16 protein-coding genes (1 of these 16 cut by a window edge) are annotated in these 16,506 nt (G+C 36.0%); 12 read left to right on the top strand and 4 right to left on the bottom strand.

Translation table 11 applies throughout. The features are described 5' to 3' along the window. Window positions 1-371: the 5' portion of a hypothetical protein gene (locus AC6UDA_RS04765; protein ID WP_500693954.1), read on the bottom strand. Its footprint begins 130 nt before the window's first position; only the first 371 of its 501 coding nucleotides appear in the window; the start codon lies at window positions 369-371; its stop codon lies off the left edge, out of view. Between the two features lie 103 nt (window positions 372-474). Between AC6UDA_RS04765 and AC6UDA_RS04760 the strand changes: the two genes are divergently transcribed. The 5 genes from AC6UDA_RS04760 (at window position 475) to AC6UDA_RS04740 (ending at window position 5,772) form a co-directional block, all read left to right on the top strand. Next, the gene (locus AC6UDA_RS04760; protein ID WP_500695515.1) at window positions 475-1,215 is read left to right on the top strand and encodes an MBL fold metallo-hydrolase; all 741 of its coding nucleotides are present in this window, start codon (window positions 475-477) and stop codon (window positions 1,213-1,215) included. 15 nt (window positions 1,216-1,230) lie between these two features. Next, window positions 1,231-1,935: an adaptor protein MecA gene (locus AC6UDA_RS04755; RefSeq protein WP_500695516.1), complete on the top strand. Its 705-nt coding sequence runs from the start codon at window positions 1,231-1,233 to the stop codon at window positions 1,933-1,935. An 85-nt stretch (window positions 1,936-2,020) separates the two neighbouring features. Next, a complete protein-coding gene (locus AC6UDA_RS04750; protein WP_500711127.1) occupies window positions 2,021-3,064 on the top strand; it encodes a competence protein CoiA in 1,044 nt (347 codons plus the stop codon). A gap of 15 nt (window positions 3,065-3,079) precedes the next feature. Next, window positions 3,080-4,882: an oligoendopeptidase F gene (gene pepF, locus AC6UDA_RS04745; protein ID WP_500695518.1), complete on the top strand. Its 1,803-nt coding sequence runs from the start codon at window positions 3,080-3,082 to the stop codon at window positions 4,880-4,882. An 80-nt stretch (window positions 4,883-4,962) separates the two neighbouring features. Further along, window positions 4,963-5,772: an aldo/keto reductase gene (locus AC6UDA_RS04740; RefSeq protein ID WP_500696576.1), complete on the top strand. Its 810-nt coding sequence runs from the start codon at window positions 4,963-4,965 to the stop codon at window positions 5,770-5,772. Window positions 5,773-5,823: 51 nt separating this feature from the next. On the opposite strand, the gene AC6UDA_RS04735 is transcribed toward AC6UDA_RS04740, so the two are convergent. Then, window positions 5,824-6,408, bottom strand: coding sequence for a DsbA family protein (locus tag AC6UDA_RS04735; RefSeq protein ID WP_500696577.1), 585 nt, complete (start codon window positions 6,406-6,408; stop codon window positions 5,824-5,826). 176 nt (window positions 6,409-6,584) lie between these two features. Between AC6UDA_RS04735 and AC6UDA_RS04730 the strand changes: the two genes are divergently transcribed. The 5 genes from AC6UDA_RS04730 (at window position 6,585) to AC6UDA_RS04710 (ending at window position 12,565) form a co-directional block, all read left to right on the top strand. Further along, entirely contained in the window at window positions 6,585-7,229 is a 645-nt protein-coding gene (locus AC6UDA_RS04730; RefSeq protein ID WP_500696578.1) for a GTP pyrophosphokinase, read from the top strand. Further along, window positions 7,226-8,038 carry an NAD kinase gene (locus tag AC6UDA_RS04725; protein WP_500693946.1) on the top strand — a complete coding sequence of 271 codons (813 nt, stop codon included), beginning with the start codon at window positions 7,226-7,228 and terminating at the stop codon, window positions 8,036-8,038. The genes AC6UDA_RS04730 and AC6UDA_RS04725 overlap by 4 nt, the downstream gene beginning before the upstream one ends. Further along, window positions 8,031-8,912: an RluA family pseudouridine synthase gene (locus tag AC6UDA_RS04720; protein ID WP_500696579.1), complete on the top strand. Its 882-nt coding sequence runs from the start codon at window positions 8,031-8,033 to the stop codon at window positions 8,910-8,912. The genes AC6UDA_RS04725 and AC6UDA_RS04720 overlap by 8 nt, the downstream gene beginning before the upstream one ends. Window positions 8,913-9,160: 248 nt before the next feature. Beyond that, entirely contained in the window at window positions 9,161-11,695 is a 2,535-nt protein-coding gene (locus AC6UDA_RS04715; protein ID WP_500696580.1) for an SH3 domain-containing protein, read from the top strand. 72 nt (window positions 11,696-11,767) lie between these two features. Continuing rightward, window positions 11,768-12,565: a MucBP domain-containing protein gene (locus AC6UDA_RS04710; RefSeq protein WP_500696581.1), complete on the top strand. Its 798-nt coding sequence runs from the start codon at window positions 11,768-11,770 to the stop codon at window positions 12,563-12,565. Window positions 12,566-12,645: 80 nt separating this feature from the next. Here the strand turns inward: AC6UDA_RS04710 and AC6UDA_RS04705 are convergent, their stop codons facing one another. Continuing rightward, the gene (locus tag AC6UDA_RS04705) at window positions 12,646-13,227 is read right to left on the bottom strand and encodes a copper homeostasis protein CutC (protein ID WP_500711125.1); all 582 of its coding nucleotides are present in this window, start codon (window positions 13,225-13,227) and stop codon (window positions 12,646-12,648) included. A gap of 129 nt (window positions 13,228-13,356) precedes the next feature. On the opposite strand from AC6UDA_RS04705, the gene AC6UDA_RS04700 reads away from it, so the two are divergent. Then, a complete protein-coding gene (locus AC6UDA_RS04700; RefSeq protein WP_500695525.1) occupies window positions 13,357-13,869 on the top strand; it encodes a tRNA (cytidine(34)-2'-O)-methyltransferase in 513 nt (170 codons plus the stop codon). Window positions 13,870-13,887: 18 nt separating this feature from the next. Then, on the top strand, window positions 13,888-16,281 hold the full coding sequence (locus tag AC6UDA_RS04695) for an FtsK/SpoIIIE family DNA translocase (RefSeq protein WP_500696583.1): 2,394 nt from the start codon (window positions 13,888-13,890) through the stop codon (window positions 16,279-16,281). 49 nt (window positions 16,282-16,330) lie between these two features. Here the strand turns inward: AC6UDA_RS04695 and AC6UDA_RS04690 are convergent, their stop codons facing one another. Further along, window positions 16,331-16,456, bottom strand: a complete 126-nt coding sequence (locus AC6UDA_RS04690) for a DUF4044 domain-containing protein (protein WP_500693939.1) — start codon at window positions 16,454-16,456, stop codon at window positions 16,331-16,333. Window positions 16,457-16,506 lie beyond the last annotated feature (50 nt).

The raw sequence follows: 16,506 nt of genomic DNA, 5'->3' as shown, positions 1-16,506 counted from the left end.
AAAGTGAGAATAATACGCTTAGTATGATCCTTTGAATCTGACATATAATACCCCGAAAACATTCCGCTTGGTAATTCAGGACTGCTCATGAAGGTGTTCATGTTTGCATCTAAAACTTTACGTTGGTCATCTGATGGTGAAAGTTCCACATAATTGATGAAATAACTCCAGTTGTCTTCGCCAACATGTGAAAGGACGTCATAAGTGATGGGACTTTTGAAAATTGATTCCTTTCCACTGTAATCCAGGAGCTGGAGGCCTGAATCATTATTGTTGGTGGAGAATAGTGCTAAATCCCTTTCAGGATTACTTTTCATGATGTGCACTAATACATTCTTAGTGCCAAATGTTACAGAAATTTGTCTTATCATATTATTAACTTCCTTTTGGTGTAAATTGCTTCATAATTAGTTTAGAATAAATCCTAATGAGTTAAAAGGAAAATGTCCTAATTTTTGGAAATGGGGGATAAAAATGAAACTTACGGTTTTAGGTGATTATGGTGGTTATCCTTATGATGGAATTGGTACTAGTGGATATTTAGTTACTAGCGGTAACTTTAATTTGTTAATTGACTGTGGGAGCGGAGTAATGCTTTCATTAGAAAGGGTTTTAGATCCACTAAAATTAAATGCAGTTATCTTGTCACATTATCATGCAGATCACATCGCTGATGTTGGGGTGTTACAGTATTATTGGCAGTTAAGTGATAAACGTTATGACACCGATGTTTTGCCAATTTACGGAAACACAGCTGATCAGATTCATTACAACCAGTTAGATTGGCCCAATTCGACTGAAAAAGAACCCTTTAGTGTCGATAGTGAACTTGAAGTGGGACCATTTACAGTCACATTTTTAAAGACAATCCATCCCGTGCCAGCCTTTGCGATGAAGATTGTTGAACGATCATCTGGAAAAGTATTGAGTTATACAGCTGATACACGTTATTTTGATGGTCTAATTAATTTTGTTAAGAACTCTGATATGTTAATATCAGATACGAATTTCTTTGAGGACGTGGATGGTAAGTTGTGGCATATGACCTCTAAACAATCTGGTCACTTAGCTCGATTGTCTGATAGTAAGAACCTGTTAATAAGTCATCTCCCTCAAAGTGGTAGTCACGTAAAATTGTTACAGCAAGCACAAAAAGCCGCTGGCAAAAAGGTTAATGTTGAATTGCCTAGAATAAGAAAGGCAATTAGGATTTAGGAGGCGATTCATTTTATGAAATTCCATCGTGTTAACAAAGATACAATCCGTGTACTGATTAACAAGGAAGACTTAAAAAAACATGGAATTGGAATGCTTGATCTTTTAGGAAATCGAGAAAAATGTGAACAATTTTTCTATAGCATTCTTGATGAAGCTGACGTTGAAAAAGACTTTACGGATACAGATACGGTTTTGTTTCAAATTCTTCCTAGCCAAGATGGATTAGAGTTATTTATTAGTAAAGATAAGAATATTTCGAATCAAATTGGCGATAATGGTGGGATGTTACCTCCATTAAATGAAAAAGGAAAACAAAGAACCAGCAAAAACGTTAATGAAATTCGCAAGATGTATGATATCTTTGATAAAAAGACTGGTAAACGACTAATTCCAATCAAATTCAATTCATTTGATGATTTAATTGGTCTTGCCAATAAATGGAAGGAAGTTACTCCCCGCCATTCAGTAGAATTAAAAACTGATTTGTATCAATATCAAAATTCGTATATTATTATGTTTAGATACTATTTGAATGGTCAATACGATAGTGAGGGTAATTCTAATCTTGATGACCTTAATCATATGATTAATGATGAAATGGGAATTGTTTATGAGTATGGGAAAATTGCGCCGCTGACTGAAGACAAATTAAAGAAGTATGGTAAGCAAATTACGGTTGGTGATGCACTTGAAACAATTGCATATTATTTTAAGTAAAAAGATTCGCATTTAGCGAATCTTTTTTCGTATATTGCGAAGGGTCTTTTTTATGTTAATGGCTTTAGAAAATGGAAAGCTTGTTATGGCACGAGATGCCAAAAAGAATCATAAATATTATTGCTGTGATTGTGGTGAATTGGTAGTTTTGAGAAAGGGTATTAATAAAATTCCACATTTTGCTCATCAAGCAAATTCGAAGTGTAAAACGGGAGCCGGTGAATCTTATGCGCATACACTTGGCAAAGACATCATATTAAACTCGTTACCATGTGATGCTGATGTAGAGGTATATTTACCAGCTTTAAAGCAACGAGCAGATATTCTTTTGAGTAATATGGCAATTGAGTATCAATGCAGTCCTATTAGCTTTCAACAGTTGAGTAAGCGGGTAGCTGGTTACCATTCAATTGGTCTGGAATCTTCTTGGATCTTGGGAATGAAATATTATAAAAAGAAGGTTTCGAGTCCTTCGGTACTTCAATTCATTAGATATCATAAAAACACGGGGTACTATCTTGTTTATATGAATTCTTTTAGATCACGATATTTTATCCGCTACCAAATTCATCAAGTTGATGGGGTCTATCGTTACCGAGAGAAGTCATTTAAACGCTGGTATTCAATGTTTGAATTTTTTAACAAAAAGCAATCTGATAAATTAAAGCAGCCTAATTTAATCAAAGTATGTAAACAAATTGAGAAGAAAGTTCGCTATCGTGATCAGGGGATGATGGCTTTACAGGAATACTGTTACCTAAATGGAAAAACGGTGACTGGATGTCCACTTATTTGTCATCATTATCGGATGTTGCCTCCAATTTTCGGTCACCAGTGGTTGACTTGGGAAATAATTTTCATCTGTGAACTAAAAAAGTGGGTTGGTAAAAGTATTTTTCAATTTATGGATAAAGTATATCAAGAAAGCCATTTTGCTGATCCAAATGATCAATTTGTTTTTCTAACCAATGTTGAAAATGTAAGGAAGGCTTATATTCAAAGGTTTGTGGCTTGTTTGATTCATAATAAGCTGTTGGTGATTGATGATGGAAAGATTGAACGAGTTGAAGAATTTACGTGGTATAGAGATGTTTATGCTAAGATAAGCATGATTAAGAAACGTTCATGAAATGGAGATTGTAAAATGTCAAAGATAAATGATTTGCCAAATCGAAACGAGGTTCCAAAAGAATTAACTTGGGATTTGACTACTGTGTATAAGGATCATGCGGAGTTCGAACGAGCATATAGTGAAGCTAATGATTTAGTTGGAAAGGTTAGTCAATTAAAGGGGCAACTTGGCTTAAATAGTGAGTCGCTTTTAAATGTAATTAGGCAAGTATTGGACTTGAATCGAAAATATGAAAAATTATATGTTTATGCTCAGTCAGCTAGTGATGTTGATACTACTAATAATGAATTACAGAGTGACATGGATCGGGTTGAAAAACTAGGAAGTAAGGTGGGACAATCACAGTCTTGGTTAGAGCCCGAAATCATTTCCTTAGGGTCTGAAAGCATCGAACAGTTTATTAAGGAAAATCCAAAGTTAAAAGAATATCGAAGACTTTTTGATAAGATTTTAGTTAATCAGGATCATGTCTTACCTGAGGACCAAGAAAAGTTGATGGCTAGGGCTTCAACAATTTTTGAGGCACCCGAAAAGACATTTGGAATCTTAGATAGTTCTGACCTTAAATTTCCTCAGGTGGATGATGGGTCAGGTAAAAACGTACGACTTTCTAACGGTATTTATAGTTTACTCTTGGAGTCGCAAGATCGAAAAGTGAGAAAGAATGCTTTCAAATCCTTTTACTCAACCTTTGATCAATTTCAAAACACACTTGCTTCAACTTTGTCAGCCGAAGTGTCTGTTCATAACTTTGAAGCACAGACGAGAAAATATGATTCAGCAAGACAAATGGCAATGAATGAAAATGAGATTCCTGAAACTGTCTATACAACCTTAGTAAAAAGTGTTCATGAACACTTACCGTTATTTCATCGGTACGTTGCGCTTAGAAAAAAAGCTTTAAATGTTTCTGAATTACACATGTATGATATGTACGTGCCATTAAGTGGAAAACCAAGTCTTAAGTATTCCTTTGGTCAAGCCAAGGATGAAGCTTTAAAAGCACTAAGTGTTTACGGTCCGGACTACGTTAAACATGTTAAAGAAGAATTTAATAATCGCTGGATTGATGTAGTTGAAAATAAAGGAAAACGCACGGGAGCATACTCATCTGGGATGTATGATACGAATCCATTTGTTTTGCTTAATTGGCAAGATAATCTTGATAATTTATACACTTTGGTGCACGAGACAGGACATAGTATGCATAGTTACTATACTTCTCATAACCAACCATACCAGTACGGCGATTATTCAATCTTCGTAGCTGAAATTGCGTCAACAACTAATGAAAACATCCTGACGGATTATTTACTTAAGAATAATTCAGATCCAGAGGTTCGCAAATACATCCTTAATTCCTATTTAGATGGAGTAAAGGGAACAATTTTTCGGCAAACCCAGTTTGCTGAATTTGAAGAGTTTATCCATCAATCAGAACAAGAAGGAAAGTCGTTAACTGCGGACTTTATGAACAAATATTACTTTAATTTGAACCAAGAATATTATGGAAAAGACGTTGTTTCTGATCCTGAGATTCGACTTGAATGGTCCAGAATTCCTCATTTTTACTATGATTTCTACGTTTATCAATACGCAACTGGTTTTGCGGCTGCTTCCGCATTAGCGGATCGAGTTATGAGTGGAGATCCTAAAAAGATTGATTCGTATCTGAACTATTTAAAATCAGGAAGTAGTAAGAATCCTATTACTATTATGAAAGCAGCTGGAGTTGATATGACTAAACCGGATTATTTAAATCAAGCCTTTGATAAGTTTGAAAAACGCTTAGATGAACTGGAAAAAATGCTTTAGATTTACTATAAGCACAATGTTTGAAATATTATGTGAGAGGAATATGCTGTACTTGTAATTAATTGAGGAGGGGTGTTTGCATGACAGCTAGAGATGAAACATTTACATTAAACAATGGGATTAAGATTCCCAAGATTTTTTTTGGAACCTATGAAATTCCAGCTAGAGAGACGGAAAAGAGTGTCGATCAAGCATTAAAAGATGGTTATCCTGGGATCGATACTGCACGTGATTATGGAAATGAACGTGAAGTTGGAAATGCAATCAAGAACAGTGATGTTAACCGTGATGATATTTTTCTGACCACTAAGATTGAAAGCCCAGAATCTTATGATGAAGCAACTAAAATGATTGATGAAGCATTGGAAAAATTACAAACTGACTATATTGATTTAATGTTGTATCATTGGCCTGCAGGTGATTTAACGGAAACTTACAGAGCAATGGAAGATGCCGTTAAGGCTGGTAAACTAAAGAGCATCGGTTTGTCCAACTTTTATGGTGATGATCTCAGTACCATTTTGAAGAGTGCAACCATTAAACCAGTTGTCGATCAAGTTGAGACTAACGTATTTCGGCAACAAAGGGACTTTTTGCCGGTTGCTAAAAAAGATGATTTACGACTGGAAGCTTGGTCACCATTTGCACGAGGTCGTAACGGCTTCTTTACCAATGAAACGTTGGGAAAGATTGCTCAAGCTCACGATAAGACCATTGGTCAGGTGGGCCTTCGCTTCTTAATTCAAAATGGAATTATTGTTTTACCACGATCCACTAAACCAGATCGGATTAAGAGTAATTTGGATATTTTCAATTTTGAGTTAACACCCGATGAAATGAAAGAAATTAATAAGCTAGATACTGAAAAGAGCCAGTTTGGTTGGCTTTAGTAATAAAAAAGTGGTCTCGCACTATTAGGTGCGAAACCACTTTTTTTTATTCTAGAGAACCCTTAGATTATTTGTTTGTTTAATTTTACCATCAAGTTCTCGTGATTCCTTTTGAATTATGTGATTACAAATATCAAATAACTCTTGGTAGTCAACTTTATCAATTAGTAAACCGTTGTCTGAAGAATCACAGTCGAATATTACTAGATTACCATGATTTGAGATATTCATTTCTGAAATCATTTGTTGATCAGATTGAAAGGTGCTCTCAGTTAATTTTGAACGACGGTCTTCTTTAAACATTTCCAAGTCTAGATTAGCTTTTTGGGCAATGTCGTAAACTAAGCTATCACAGTAAGTCATGTTTCTTTTTAGAATGTCGTGCTGTAGTGCAAATAAAAATGTTCGACCTTTTTTTGCTCCTTGAAATAGGGCTGCTTTATAATCAAGGATTAGTTTATATGGAAGAAGTTGTGAGTGAGCTTCCTTATTACCAGATATAACGCTAAGGTTCATGATCGGAATGATTCGAAATGATGTCTTACAGGGTAATTGCTTTGATAAACGATCAATAGTTCGTTCAGACTCAGCACAATCACTGCAAGTTGGGTCTACAAATAAATATAGTTCAATCATAACTTTTTCCTTTCCTAGTTTGTTATCTTTCTCTTCTATAACGACGCACTTACTAGATTATCATTTTTTTATAAAAATTCAATAAATTTGTTTTAGTACTCTTATTATACTGGGATGATAATTAAGTGTGGTATTATGTTTCTGGAACAATATGACAGACTGGAGATTGTTGTTTTATGGTAAAGAATTGGGATGACTTTTTATTTCCATATCAAGAAGCTTCAAAGGAATTAAAATTAAAATTACGTGGGATTCGCTCAGAGTACTTAGAACGCGGCGAACGCTCACCAATTGAGTTTGTTACTAGTAGAATTAAACCAATTGATAGTATCAAAGAAAAAATGCAGCGACGTCACATTGAGGAAGCGCGCTTGTCTGAAGACATGGAAGATATTTGTGGATTGCGCATTATGTGTGAATTTCTTGATGATATTTACACAGTAGTAGACATTCTTAGAAAACGAAATGACATTAATATTTTAGAAGAACGGGATTACGTTAATAATGAGAAAGCCAGTGGCTACCGTTCATACCACATTGTATTTAGTTATCCCTTGCAGTTAGTCGATGGGCAAAGGGATATTCTGGCTGAAATTCAAATTAGAACTTTAGCAATGAACTTTTGGGCTACCATTGAACATTCTTTAAATTATAAGCATCCTGATGTTTTTCCTCCTGAAGTTCATAAGAGGTTACAGGGGGCATCGGAAACCGCTTATAAGTTGGATGAAGAAATGTTAGAGATTAAACAAGAGTTAGATCGAGATCTTAAGGCTCAAAACGATAAACACGATAAACACGAATCGAGGGACCAAAAATGAAAATTGCAATTTATAGTAACGATGGTGAGACCTCGAGTCGAATTGCATCGGAATTATCAAAAGAGATTGAAAATGCAAAAGATTTAGAAATTGATGAACTTAATCCTGAAATTGTAATTTCCGTTGGTGGAGATGGTACGTTACTTTCTGCTTTTCATCATTACGATGATTTGACTGACAAGATTAGGTTCGTTGGAATTCACACGGGTCATTTGGGATTTTATACTGACTGGCGTGATACTGAAGTGACCCAGTTGGTTGAAAGTTTGAAGCATGATAATGGTCAAAGTGTTAGCTATCCCTTATTAGATATCGAAGTAGATTATGCTGATGGTGGCCAACCAGATTATATGATTGCGCTAAATGAAGCGACGTTTAAAAAATTATTTGGAACGATGGTGGCCAAAGTCTTCATCAAAGGAGAACTTTTTGAAAACTTTCGTGGCGATGGATTATGTATTTCAACTCCCACTGGATCAACCGCATACAATAAATCAGTAGGGGGAGCAATTATTTCGCCTAAGTTCAATTCAATTCAAGTGGCTGAGATGGCTTCAATTAATAACCGGGTTTTTCGAACGATTGGTTCACCGATCATTATTCCACCAACTGAATCTATTACGATTGTGCCAGAGGTATCACTCCATAACGTTCTAACATACGACCAGTTATTAATTAAAGATCGTCCAATTAAGTCCATTAAATTCAAAATTTCCAAACGAAGAATTTATTTTGCCAAATATCGTCACACTCATTTTTGGCAGCGGGTAAGTAATTCATTCATTGGGGAAACCCTTGACGATGATTAGTTTTGATTGGATTTATGATGAATATAAACCCATGAAAGTCAGAACGTTTGTGATGAAAAATGGGGTTACCAGATCGCTACTTAAAAGTATTCGTTATCATGGTGGTCACTTGATGGTGAATAGCAGGGATGTCTATACTAGTTTTGAATTATCACGTGGTGATCGAGTTAAGGTTATTTTGCCACCTGAAGAACAAAATGATTTTTTGCAGGTTTCAAATTCACCGATTAAGATTTTATTTGAAAATGATAATTTTTTGGTAATTGATAAGCCGGTCGGAGTTGCTTCAGTTCCTTCACATATTTATCCTAATGACACAATTTTAAATCGTGTTTTAGGTTATTATGTTCGTAATGATTATCCAAGTAAGAAGGTTCACATCGTTAATCGGCTTGATCGTGATACGAGTGGTCCGGTTATTTTTGCTAAGAATCATTTAGCTCATTCGGTACTTGATAAGCAACTGAAAGACCGACAGGTAAAAAAATATTATGTTGCCGTTGTGTTAGGTGAACTTAACATCAAGCACGGGCAGATTGTGCTCCCAATTGGTAGAAAACCAGGATCGTTTATCGAACGAGAAGTCAGAAATGACGGCAAATATTGTCGAACTGAATTTTGGACATTGAAGATTAATAATGGAATGTCATTGGTCAAAATTAGGTTGCATACGGGGCGAACACATCAAATTCGGGTTCATTTTGCAAGAATTGGATATCCGCTTGTGGGAGACTGGCTATACAATCCTTACGAACACAGCAATAAACGGCAAAAATTACATTGTTATCAGACAATTTTTTTTGATCCGTTTGAAAAAAAAGACGTCAAAGTCGAATCCCAAATTCCTAGTGATTTTAAAGAGTTGTTGAATTAAGATTTATTGATTTTTATAATATTTGGTTAGCTAAAACGTATAATTCTAGGACACCAGTGTCCTAGAATTTTATTTTTTCATGAGTTAAAGATGAGCCAAAATAAATAATTAAGTAAATTGGGGTAGACATTTTTAAGATTTCACTTTAGAATAATTACTATTAATATTGTTTATATTTTTATTAATTTTTGATCGTTAGATGTTATACTTAATTATGATGTTACAGTTTTGAAAAGGAGAGATAATTGATGAAGAAGCTCATTAAGAAGCACAACCAAATGGCTCTTAGTACTGGAGAGACTAAACGCCGTAACAAATTGGTGAAAACCAAAAAGGGCTGGATGAAAGTAGCTATGGGTACGGTCTTTGCCAGTGCGGCATTGTTCACGTTTAACTTAAATAGTTCAGTAAATGCTGATAAGGTAAGTACTGTCCCAGTTTCTGAAAGTGAACCGGCTTCAAATGTTCAACCAAAGAAGGAAATTGTTCAAGAACAACCAACAGTTGCAAACACTAATCAAACCCAAAACGATAGTGGTTCAACCCAAGTGGAAAACACTAATAAGACTGCCACACAGTTACAACAAGCAGGATCAGTAAATGGTGAGACAAATACAGAAGTTAAGAATTCTTCTGAAACAAATGTACATACACCAACATTACAATCAAGTGATTCTAAACAATCTCAGAACGAAAATGAAGTTACTACTGATAATCAACAACCAACTAAGACTGATCAATCAGTTCAAACTAACTCATTAAATGATAGTAATGCTGTTTCAAAATCGACCGAGACTAATAATGTCAAAGATCAGAATAATTCTAATGAACGGCAACAATCACCAAAAGTTTCAGAGACTAGTGATCAAAAGCAAGTAACTAAAACTCCTAAGGCTGATGATAGTCAACAATCAGTACAGAATTCTGAAGTTGCTCTCAAGGCAGCTGATAATGCTGAAAACGAGAACAAAGTTTCTGAAAATAATAATGAGCATCAACAGAATGCAGATCAAAATCAAAACGTTAACTTAAAGGCTGACGTTGCCACTCCAGATAAGCAGATTGGTCCTGGTTATTATGATTCAAGCGTTGAAAACAACGTAAATCAAAACGTGCAACGCCCATCACAATATACTAATTTTAATGTTTCAAATAACACTAATTTTGCCAGTTATACTCAGGACTTTATTAATAAGGTGACTCCTGGTGCAATTGCTGGATGGAAGAAATATGGTGTTTTACCATCAATTTCAATCGCTCAGGCCATCATTGAAAGTGGTTGGGGGAGATCTGGATTAGCCGTTAAGGGTAACAATTTATTTGGAATCAAAGGTTCTTATAACGGTCAATCAATTTACTTTCCAACTCAAGAATACATCAATGGACACTGGGTTACTGTTCAAGCAGCCTTTAGATTATACCCAAGCTGGGCTGCAAGCATTGAAGACCATGGTGCTTTCTTAAGAGACAACCCACGTTACAGCAACTTACTTGGCGTACGAGATTACGTGAGTGTAGCCTATGCTTTACAAAATGATGGATATGCGACTGATCCTAGTTATGCTCAGACACTTATTAACTGTGTCCGTAACTATAATTTAACTAGCATCGATCAAATCGCCTTTCAAGATGAAGGTAATCCACTACCAGCTCCTGATGTTAAGCCAGCTTCTGGTACTTATACCTTCAGTCAAACCACCAATATTAGAACTTCACCAAGCCTAAGTGCTCCAGTTGTAGGACAATATAAGGCTGGAGAAAGTGTCATTTACAATGGGACTGTTGATGCTGATGGATATACATGGTTAAGATACAAATCATATTCTGGTGATGATTTGTATGTTGCTAAGGTAAGCGACGTACCAGCCTCAAATCCAGAGTCAAATGTCACACCAGCTTCTGGAACCTATACATTCGGTCAAACTACTAACATTAGAACTGCTCCAAGTACTAGTTCTCAGATTGTAGGTCAATACGATGCCGGTGAACGAGTTGTTTATGATGGTACTATCCAAGCCGATGGATACACATGGCTAAGATATCGTGGTGGATCAGGTGCCTATCGTTATGTTGTTAAATTAAGCAATACTTCCACTCCCGCACCTAATCCAGATGCAAACGTTAAGCAAGAATCAGGGATGTATACCTTTAATCAAACTACCAACATTAGAACTGCTCCAAGTACTAGTGCACAAATTGTGGGACAGTACGATGCCGGTGAGCGAGTTGTTTATGATGGTACTGTTAATGCCGATGGATACACATGGTTAAGATATAAGGCAGCTTCAGGTGCCTACCGTTACGTTGCTAAACTAGATAACAATACTTCAACTCCAAATAACCAACCAAATGTCACTGAAACTTCAGGTACTTATACATTTGGTCAAACTACAAACGTCAGAACTGCTCCAAATACTAATTCACAGGTCGTAGGCCAATATAATGCTGGTGAACGAGTAGTGTACGATGGCAAAGTAATTGCTAATGGATACACATGGTTAAGATATCGTGGTGGATCAGGTGCCTACCGTTATGTTGCTGAATTAGGAAATGGTTCTGTTTCTGGTAACAACCAATCAGACGTTACTCCCACTTCTGGCCGATTTACTTTCAGACACGCTACTAACATTAGAACTTCACCAAGTACTAGTTCACAAGTTGTGGGACAATATGATGCTGGAGAAAGCGTTGTTTATGATGGCAAAGTAATTGCTAATGGATACACATGGTTAAGATACCGAGCAGCTTCAGGTGCATATCGTTACGTTGCCGACTTGAACTAAAATTAATTAGGTGAAAATAATTTTTAGAAACACCCTTAAACATTTTCAAATAAATGAAATGGAGTATGGATTATGAACTTAAAGAAAGTAACCTCACTAATTTTAATTAGTTTTGCAGTGGTCACCATTGGAGTGTTTGTGCCTAATGTGGGACATGTTAATGCGCAAACTACTCAATTTGCGCAGGGTAATAGTGGTCAAGGGGAGATTGTAGTTCACTACGTTGATCAAAATGGTCACGTAATTCGTCCTGCAACCACCGCCATGGGAGCAACTGGTAGTACCTATATTGCGTCGATTCCTAACATTCCTGGATACAAGTATTCTAGTATTCAAAATGGACAAAATAATAGTAATGGTCCCCAAATGACATTTGGTGGTAGTGATAGTTCGACAGATATTATGGAAATGACGATTATTTATTCATCAACTGGTAACAGTACGGCAAATAATAAACAACCTAACCGTGCTAATGCTGGTGTGAGTTCCAATGGTAGTCAGACTAATGGTAAAAATAATAACGGGACTAGTGATAGTTCAGCTACTGGCACCCAGAAAAATGCTACTAGTAATAATCAGACGAATGAAAAAAAGCAAAATGAAAAAGCCAAGGATCAATCAAAGGCCAAAGGTAATTCCCAAAAACCCAATGCTGATAAGAATGCCAAGGATAAAAAGAATCAATCTGATAAGAAGAATCAGAAAAACAAAAAGGCAAAAAAAGATCATGACAAAAATGATGCTAAGCACGAGAAAAAAGATGGGAGCATTACTCCCTGGGTAGTTGGAGGAATTATTGTGGTGGTAGTTGCTGGAGTTGGTGCTTTTCTATGGCACAAGTTCAGAGGACCACGTCATTTTGAACATTAAGAAAGTTCATTGATTGGAGAAAAACAAATAATCCCGTAACGCTAGTTTTTAGCGTTACGGGATTATTTTTATAGCTGAAGCTATTTTTTGTTAATTATAATATTGGGATCAGCAATCTTTTGGACCTTATCCAATTCATCTTTGGACTCTACGAGTGGAATTAACTGAAGATTCTGATAATTTTTTATTTTTGCAGATAAACTTTCTATTCTGGTTGATGCAACTACTCCAGCAAAGTTATTGTTATCAATCCAGTTCAGAGTATCAGTCCAATTTTTTTCAATTATTTGATCAAATACAGGTGAAAAATACAGTTGCATGCCGCCTGCGGCCGCCATCAAAATTTCCATGGCCTCTAAGTCGACTTTATTTTGGTCATTTAAAGCACCAATAATGACACCATCAACACCTAACTCTTGGCATTGAAAAAGATCATCTTCCATGATTTTTATCTCAGAATCATTAAAGGTACTAGTATTATTATTTGATGAAATTAAGACGTCGATGCTTCGCTTTTTTTCGTGAGCATATTTACATGTTTCTGCGATAAATCCACGACTGGGGGTCATCATTTCCTGATTAATTGCAATTTTTAATTGAGAACTTTCAAGTTCAGCAGATACCTCTCTAAATTTTGATACAAGTGGTTCAACGATTGTCATATAAACTACCTCCTGCAACAATTATAACTATTATGGATCTGAATTGACATCGATTTTGCGCTTAAATGGAATTAGACGCGTGATATAATTGAAAAAGAAAGTTATTGAACGAATTATTGGAGGATGTAAATGACTAATCATATTGCATTATTTGAACCATTAATGCCAGCTAATACTGGCAATATTGCAAGAACATGTGCGGGAACTGATACCGTTCTTGATTTAATTAAACCGTTGGGTTTTTCGGTTGATGATAAACACTTAAAGAGAGCTGGATTAGATTACTGGGATAAGGTTAAGATCAATTATCACGAAAATCTTCCTGAATTTTTAAAAACCATTCCAGACAAGCAAAGGTTGTTTTTGGTTTCAAAGTTTGGGAAAAAGGTGTATACAGATCCTAATTATAGTGATGATAACGTGGATTATTATTTTTTGTTTGGAAAAGAAACGACGGGATTGCCCGAAAACTTTGAACGTCAGTATTCCAAACAAGCTATTAGAATTCCTCAAGATGATTCTCATATTCGAGCATTGAATTTATCGAACACTTGTGCGATTGTAATATATGAGGCTTTAAGGCAACAGAAATTTGCTGGACTTGAAGTGACTCATACTTATGAGCACGATAAATTAAAATAATGCGAAGGGGTGCCTTAGTTGGCTCAACGAAAAACAAAACGTAAAACTACAAAGCGTAAAATAACGAGAAAACGTCGTCCAAGGAAAAAAAGAAATTCTGTGTGGACCAAATTAAAAAACTTTTGCGGTGAAAAGAAATTAAATATTATTGGTTTGATTTTTCTATTGATAGCCGTTTTAGGATTTTTCAGCTTAGGAATGGCGGGGACCCTGTTTGCTAATGTATTTCGGTTAGTGGTTGGGAACGCCTACCAGGTTTTGACAATTTTTCTAGGTGTTTTTGGCATCTTATTGCTTCTGGGAATTAAGATTCCTCGAATCGATTACCATTATATTTTGGGTTTTTTGATAGCATTTATTGGTTGGATTTTAAACTTATCCATTACCTTTTCGAATTCTTTAAATTCCCATGTTAACTTTGTGTCCACCACCTTCAATGCGTTACTTTCTGATATTACTAACGGTGTCTCTACTAGTAACGTTGGGGGTGGGATGATTGGCGCTACGTTATTATCTTTTTTCGATACCCTTATCTCGTTAGTTGGGACTTTGATCCTTGCTTACAGTTTAATGGTCGTTGGAGCGATCATCTTCTTTAAACTACCAGTTATTAAGTGGCTCAAAGGCTTTTTGACTTGGTCAGCTAAGTGGTTTACTGCGATTATTGCGTCATTTAATCGGGCGCACCTGAATAATCAAGAGCGACGAAATAATCGAAAATTACAAAAGCAGCAATCAGCAAAGACAAATCAGTTTCAAGATTATCTAGGACATCAAAAAGAAAATGAGAAGAACAGTTCGAAGTCTCAAGCATCCGTTAATTCACCAACTGTTCTAGTCAATAAGCCAACGGAACATGTTGGTGTTAAACAAGATGAGAATACTCCTCACATAACGGTTGCAAGTAAGAAGCCTAAACGGAATCATTTTGATAATGAAACCAAAACGAGTTTACCAACTTTTGAAAATAATTCTTCTGGTAACCACTATCAACTTCCTTCAACTAATCTCCTTACTAAAGTGCCAGAGCAAGATCAGACTGCAGAATATAATGCGATCGATAAAAATACGAAAATTCTACAAAAGACTTTAAAGAGTTTCGGGGTTGATGCTGAGGTAAAAAATGTAAGCTTAGGACCATCGGTTACCGAATATGAGTTGCATCCAGCAATTGGTGTAAAAGTTTCTAAAATTGTCAATTTGAGTGATGATATTGCACTTGCATTAGCAGCAAAAGACATCAGGATTGAAGCACCAATTCCAGGCAAATCTTTAATTGGGATCGAAGTTCCTAATAAAGCAATTTCGACCGTTTCGTTTCGGGATGTATTTGAAAATCAGACTGGTAACAACCATGGTATTCTAAATGTTCCTTTGGGTAAAAACGTTAACGGTGACGTTGTTTCTTGCGATATTACCAAGATGCCTCATTTGTTAATTGCGGGATCAACTGGAAGTGGTAAGTCGGTTGCAATTAATTCAATTCTCACTAGTATTCTTTTAAAAGCTACTCCCGACCAGGTTAAATTTATGTTAATTGACCCTAAGAAAGTTGAGTTGGGTGTTTATAATGGGATTCCTCATCTTTTAAGCCCAGTGGTTTCAGATCCTAAGAAAGCCGCTCGCGCTCTTCATAAAGTGGTTGATGAAATGGAACATCGTTATGAGATGTTTGCCCAGACAGGTCAACGTAAAATTAGTGGATATAATAAGTATATTCAAGAAAAGAATCGGACTGAAGGTACGGCTCTTCCAACTCTCCCATACATTGTAGTGGTTGTTGATGAACTAGCTGATTTAATGATGACGGTCTCAAATGAAGTGGAGAGTGCCATCATTAGACTAGCTCAGATGGGAAGAGCAGCTGGGGTTCATATGATTTTGGCAACTCAACGTCCGTCAGTTGATGTTATTACCGGATTGATTAAAGCTAATGTCCCATCAAGAATCGCTTTTGCGGTATCAAGTGGAGTTGATTCAAGAACAATTTTAGATACGAATGGAGCTGAAAAATTACTTGGGAGGGGTGATATGCTGTATCTCCCGATCGATCAAAACATTCCAGCGCGTGTCCAAGGTTCCTTTATTTCTGATAGTGATGTTGAAAACGTGATTGATTTTGTCAAGAAACAAGCTGAGCCAGAATATGATGACTCAATGATGGTTACTGATGCTGAAATTAAAGAAGAAGAAAAAGACGATGATGAGGATGATCTATTTGATGATGCTCTGAAATTTGTTGTAAAAGAACAAAAAGCCAGTACGTCGATGATTCAACGTCAGTTTCGAATTGGTTATAATCGGGCGGCTCGGATTGTTGATGATATGGAACAACGTGGGTATATTGGACCACAGCATGGAAGTAAACCTAGAGACGTCTATAAGAAGCCTTCTTCTGATGATGAAAAATAAAAAGACACTCTGAATTTGCTTCAGAATGCCCTAAAACGATATTATTAATTTACATGCCACCAAAGAAAGCAGCTGCTGATCCAGCAACCACTGATAAAATGGTTGCAATAATCATTAACCAAACAAAGATCATTAAGATCTTTTGAAACGTTGTTTTATCTTTCCATTTATTCAAAGTATCCACCACTTTCAGTATTCATACTGTCACAATTTTAACTTTGAACT

This window comes from Fructilactobacillus sp. X8R4C1 (assembly GCF_059900905.1).
The sequence above is the reverse complement of the archived record's forward strand: the minus strand, read 5'-3'. Positions and strand labels throughout refer to the sequence as shown.

Excerpts from the sequence above, each read along its gene's own strand:
- AC6UDA_RS04760 (WP_500695515.1), top strand. The coding sequence starts at position 475 with ATGAAACTTACGGTTTTAGGTGATTATGGTGGTTATCCTTATGATGGA.
- AC6UDA_RS04755 (WP_500695516.1), top strand. The coding sequence starts at position 1,231 with ATGAAATTCCATCGTGTTAACAAAGATACAATCCGTGTACTGATTAAC.
- AC6UDA_RS04750 (WP_500711127.1), top strand. The coding sequence starts at position 2,021 with ATGGCACGAGATGCCAAAAAGAATCATAAATATTATTGCTGTGATTGT.
- pepF (WP_500695518.1), top strand. The coding sequence starts at position 3,080 with ATGTCAAAGATAAATGATTTGCCAAATCGAAACGAGGTTCCAAAAGAA.
- AC6UDA_RS04740 (WP_500696576.1), top strand. The coding sequence starts at position 4,963 with ATGACAGCTAGAGATGAAACATTTACATTAAACAATGGGATTAAGATT.
- AC6UDA_RS04735 (WP_500696577.1), bottom strand. The coding sequence starts at position 6,408 with ATGATTGAACTATATTTATTTGTAGACCCAACTTGCAGTGATTGTGCT.
- AC6UDA_RS04730 (WP_500696578.1), top strand. The coding sequence starts at position 6,585 with ATGGTAAAGAATTGGGATGACTTTTTATTTCCATATCAAGAAGCTTCA.
- AC6UDA_RS04725 (WP_500693946.1), top strand. The coding sequence starts at position 7,226 with ATGAAAATTGCAATTTATAGTAACGATGGTGAGACCTCGAGTCGAATT.
- AC6UDA_RS04720 (WP_500696579.1), top strand. The coding sequence starts at position 8,031 with ATGATTAGTTTTGATTGGATTTATGATGAATATAAACCCATGAAAGTC.
- AC6UDA_RS04715 (WP_500696580.1), top strand. The coding sequence starts at position 9,161 with ATGAAGAAGCTCATTAAGAAGCACAACCAAATGGCTCTTAGTACTGGA.
- AC6UDA_RS04710 (WP_500696581.1), top strand. The coding sequence starts at position 11,768 with ATGAACTTAAAGAAAGTAACCTCACTAATTTTAATTAGTTTTGCAGTG.
- AC6UDA_RS04705 (WP_500711125.1), bottom strand. The coding sequence starts at position 13,227 with ATGACAATCGTTGAACCACTTGTATCAAAATTTAGAGAGGTATCTGCT.
- AC6UDA_RS04700 (WP_500695525.1), top strand. The coding sequence starts at position 13,357 with ATGACTAATCATATTGCATTATTTGAACCATTAATGCCAGCTAATACT.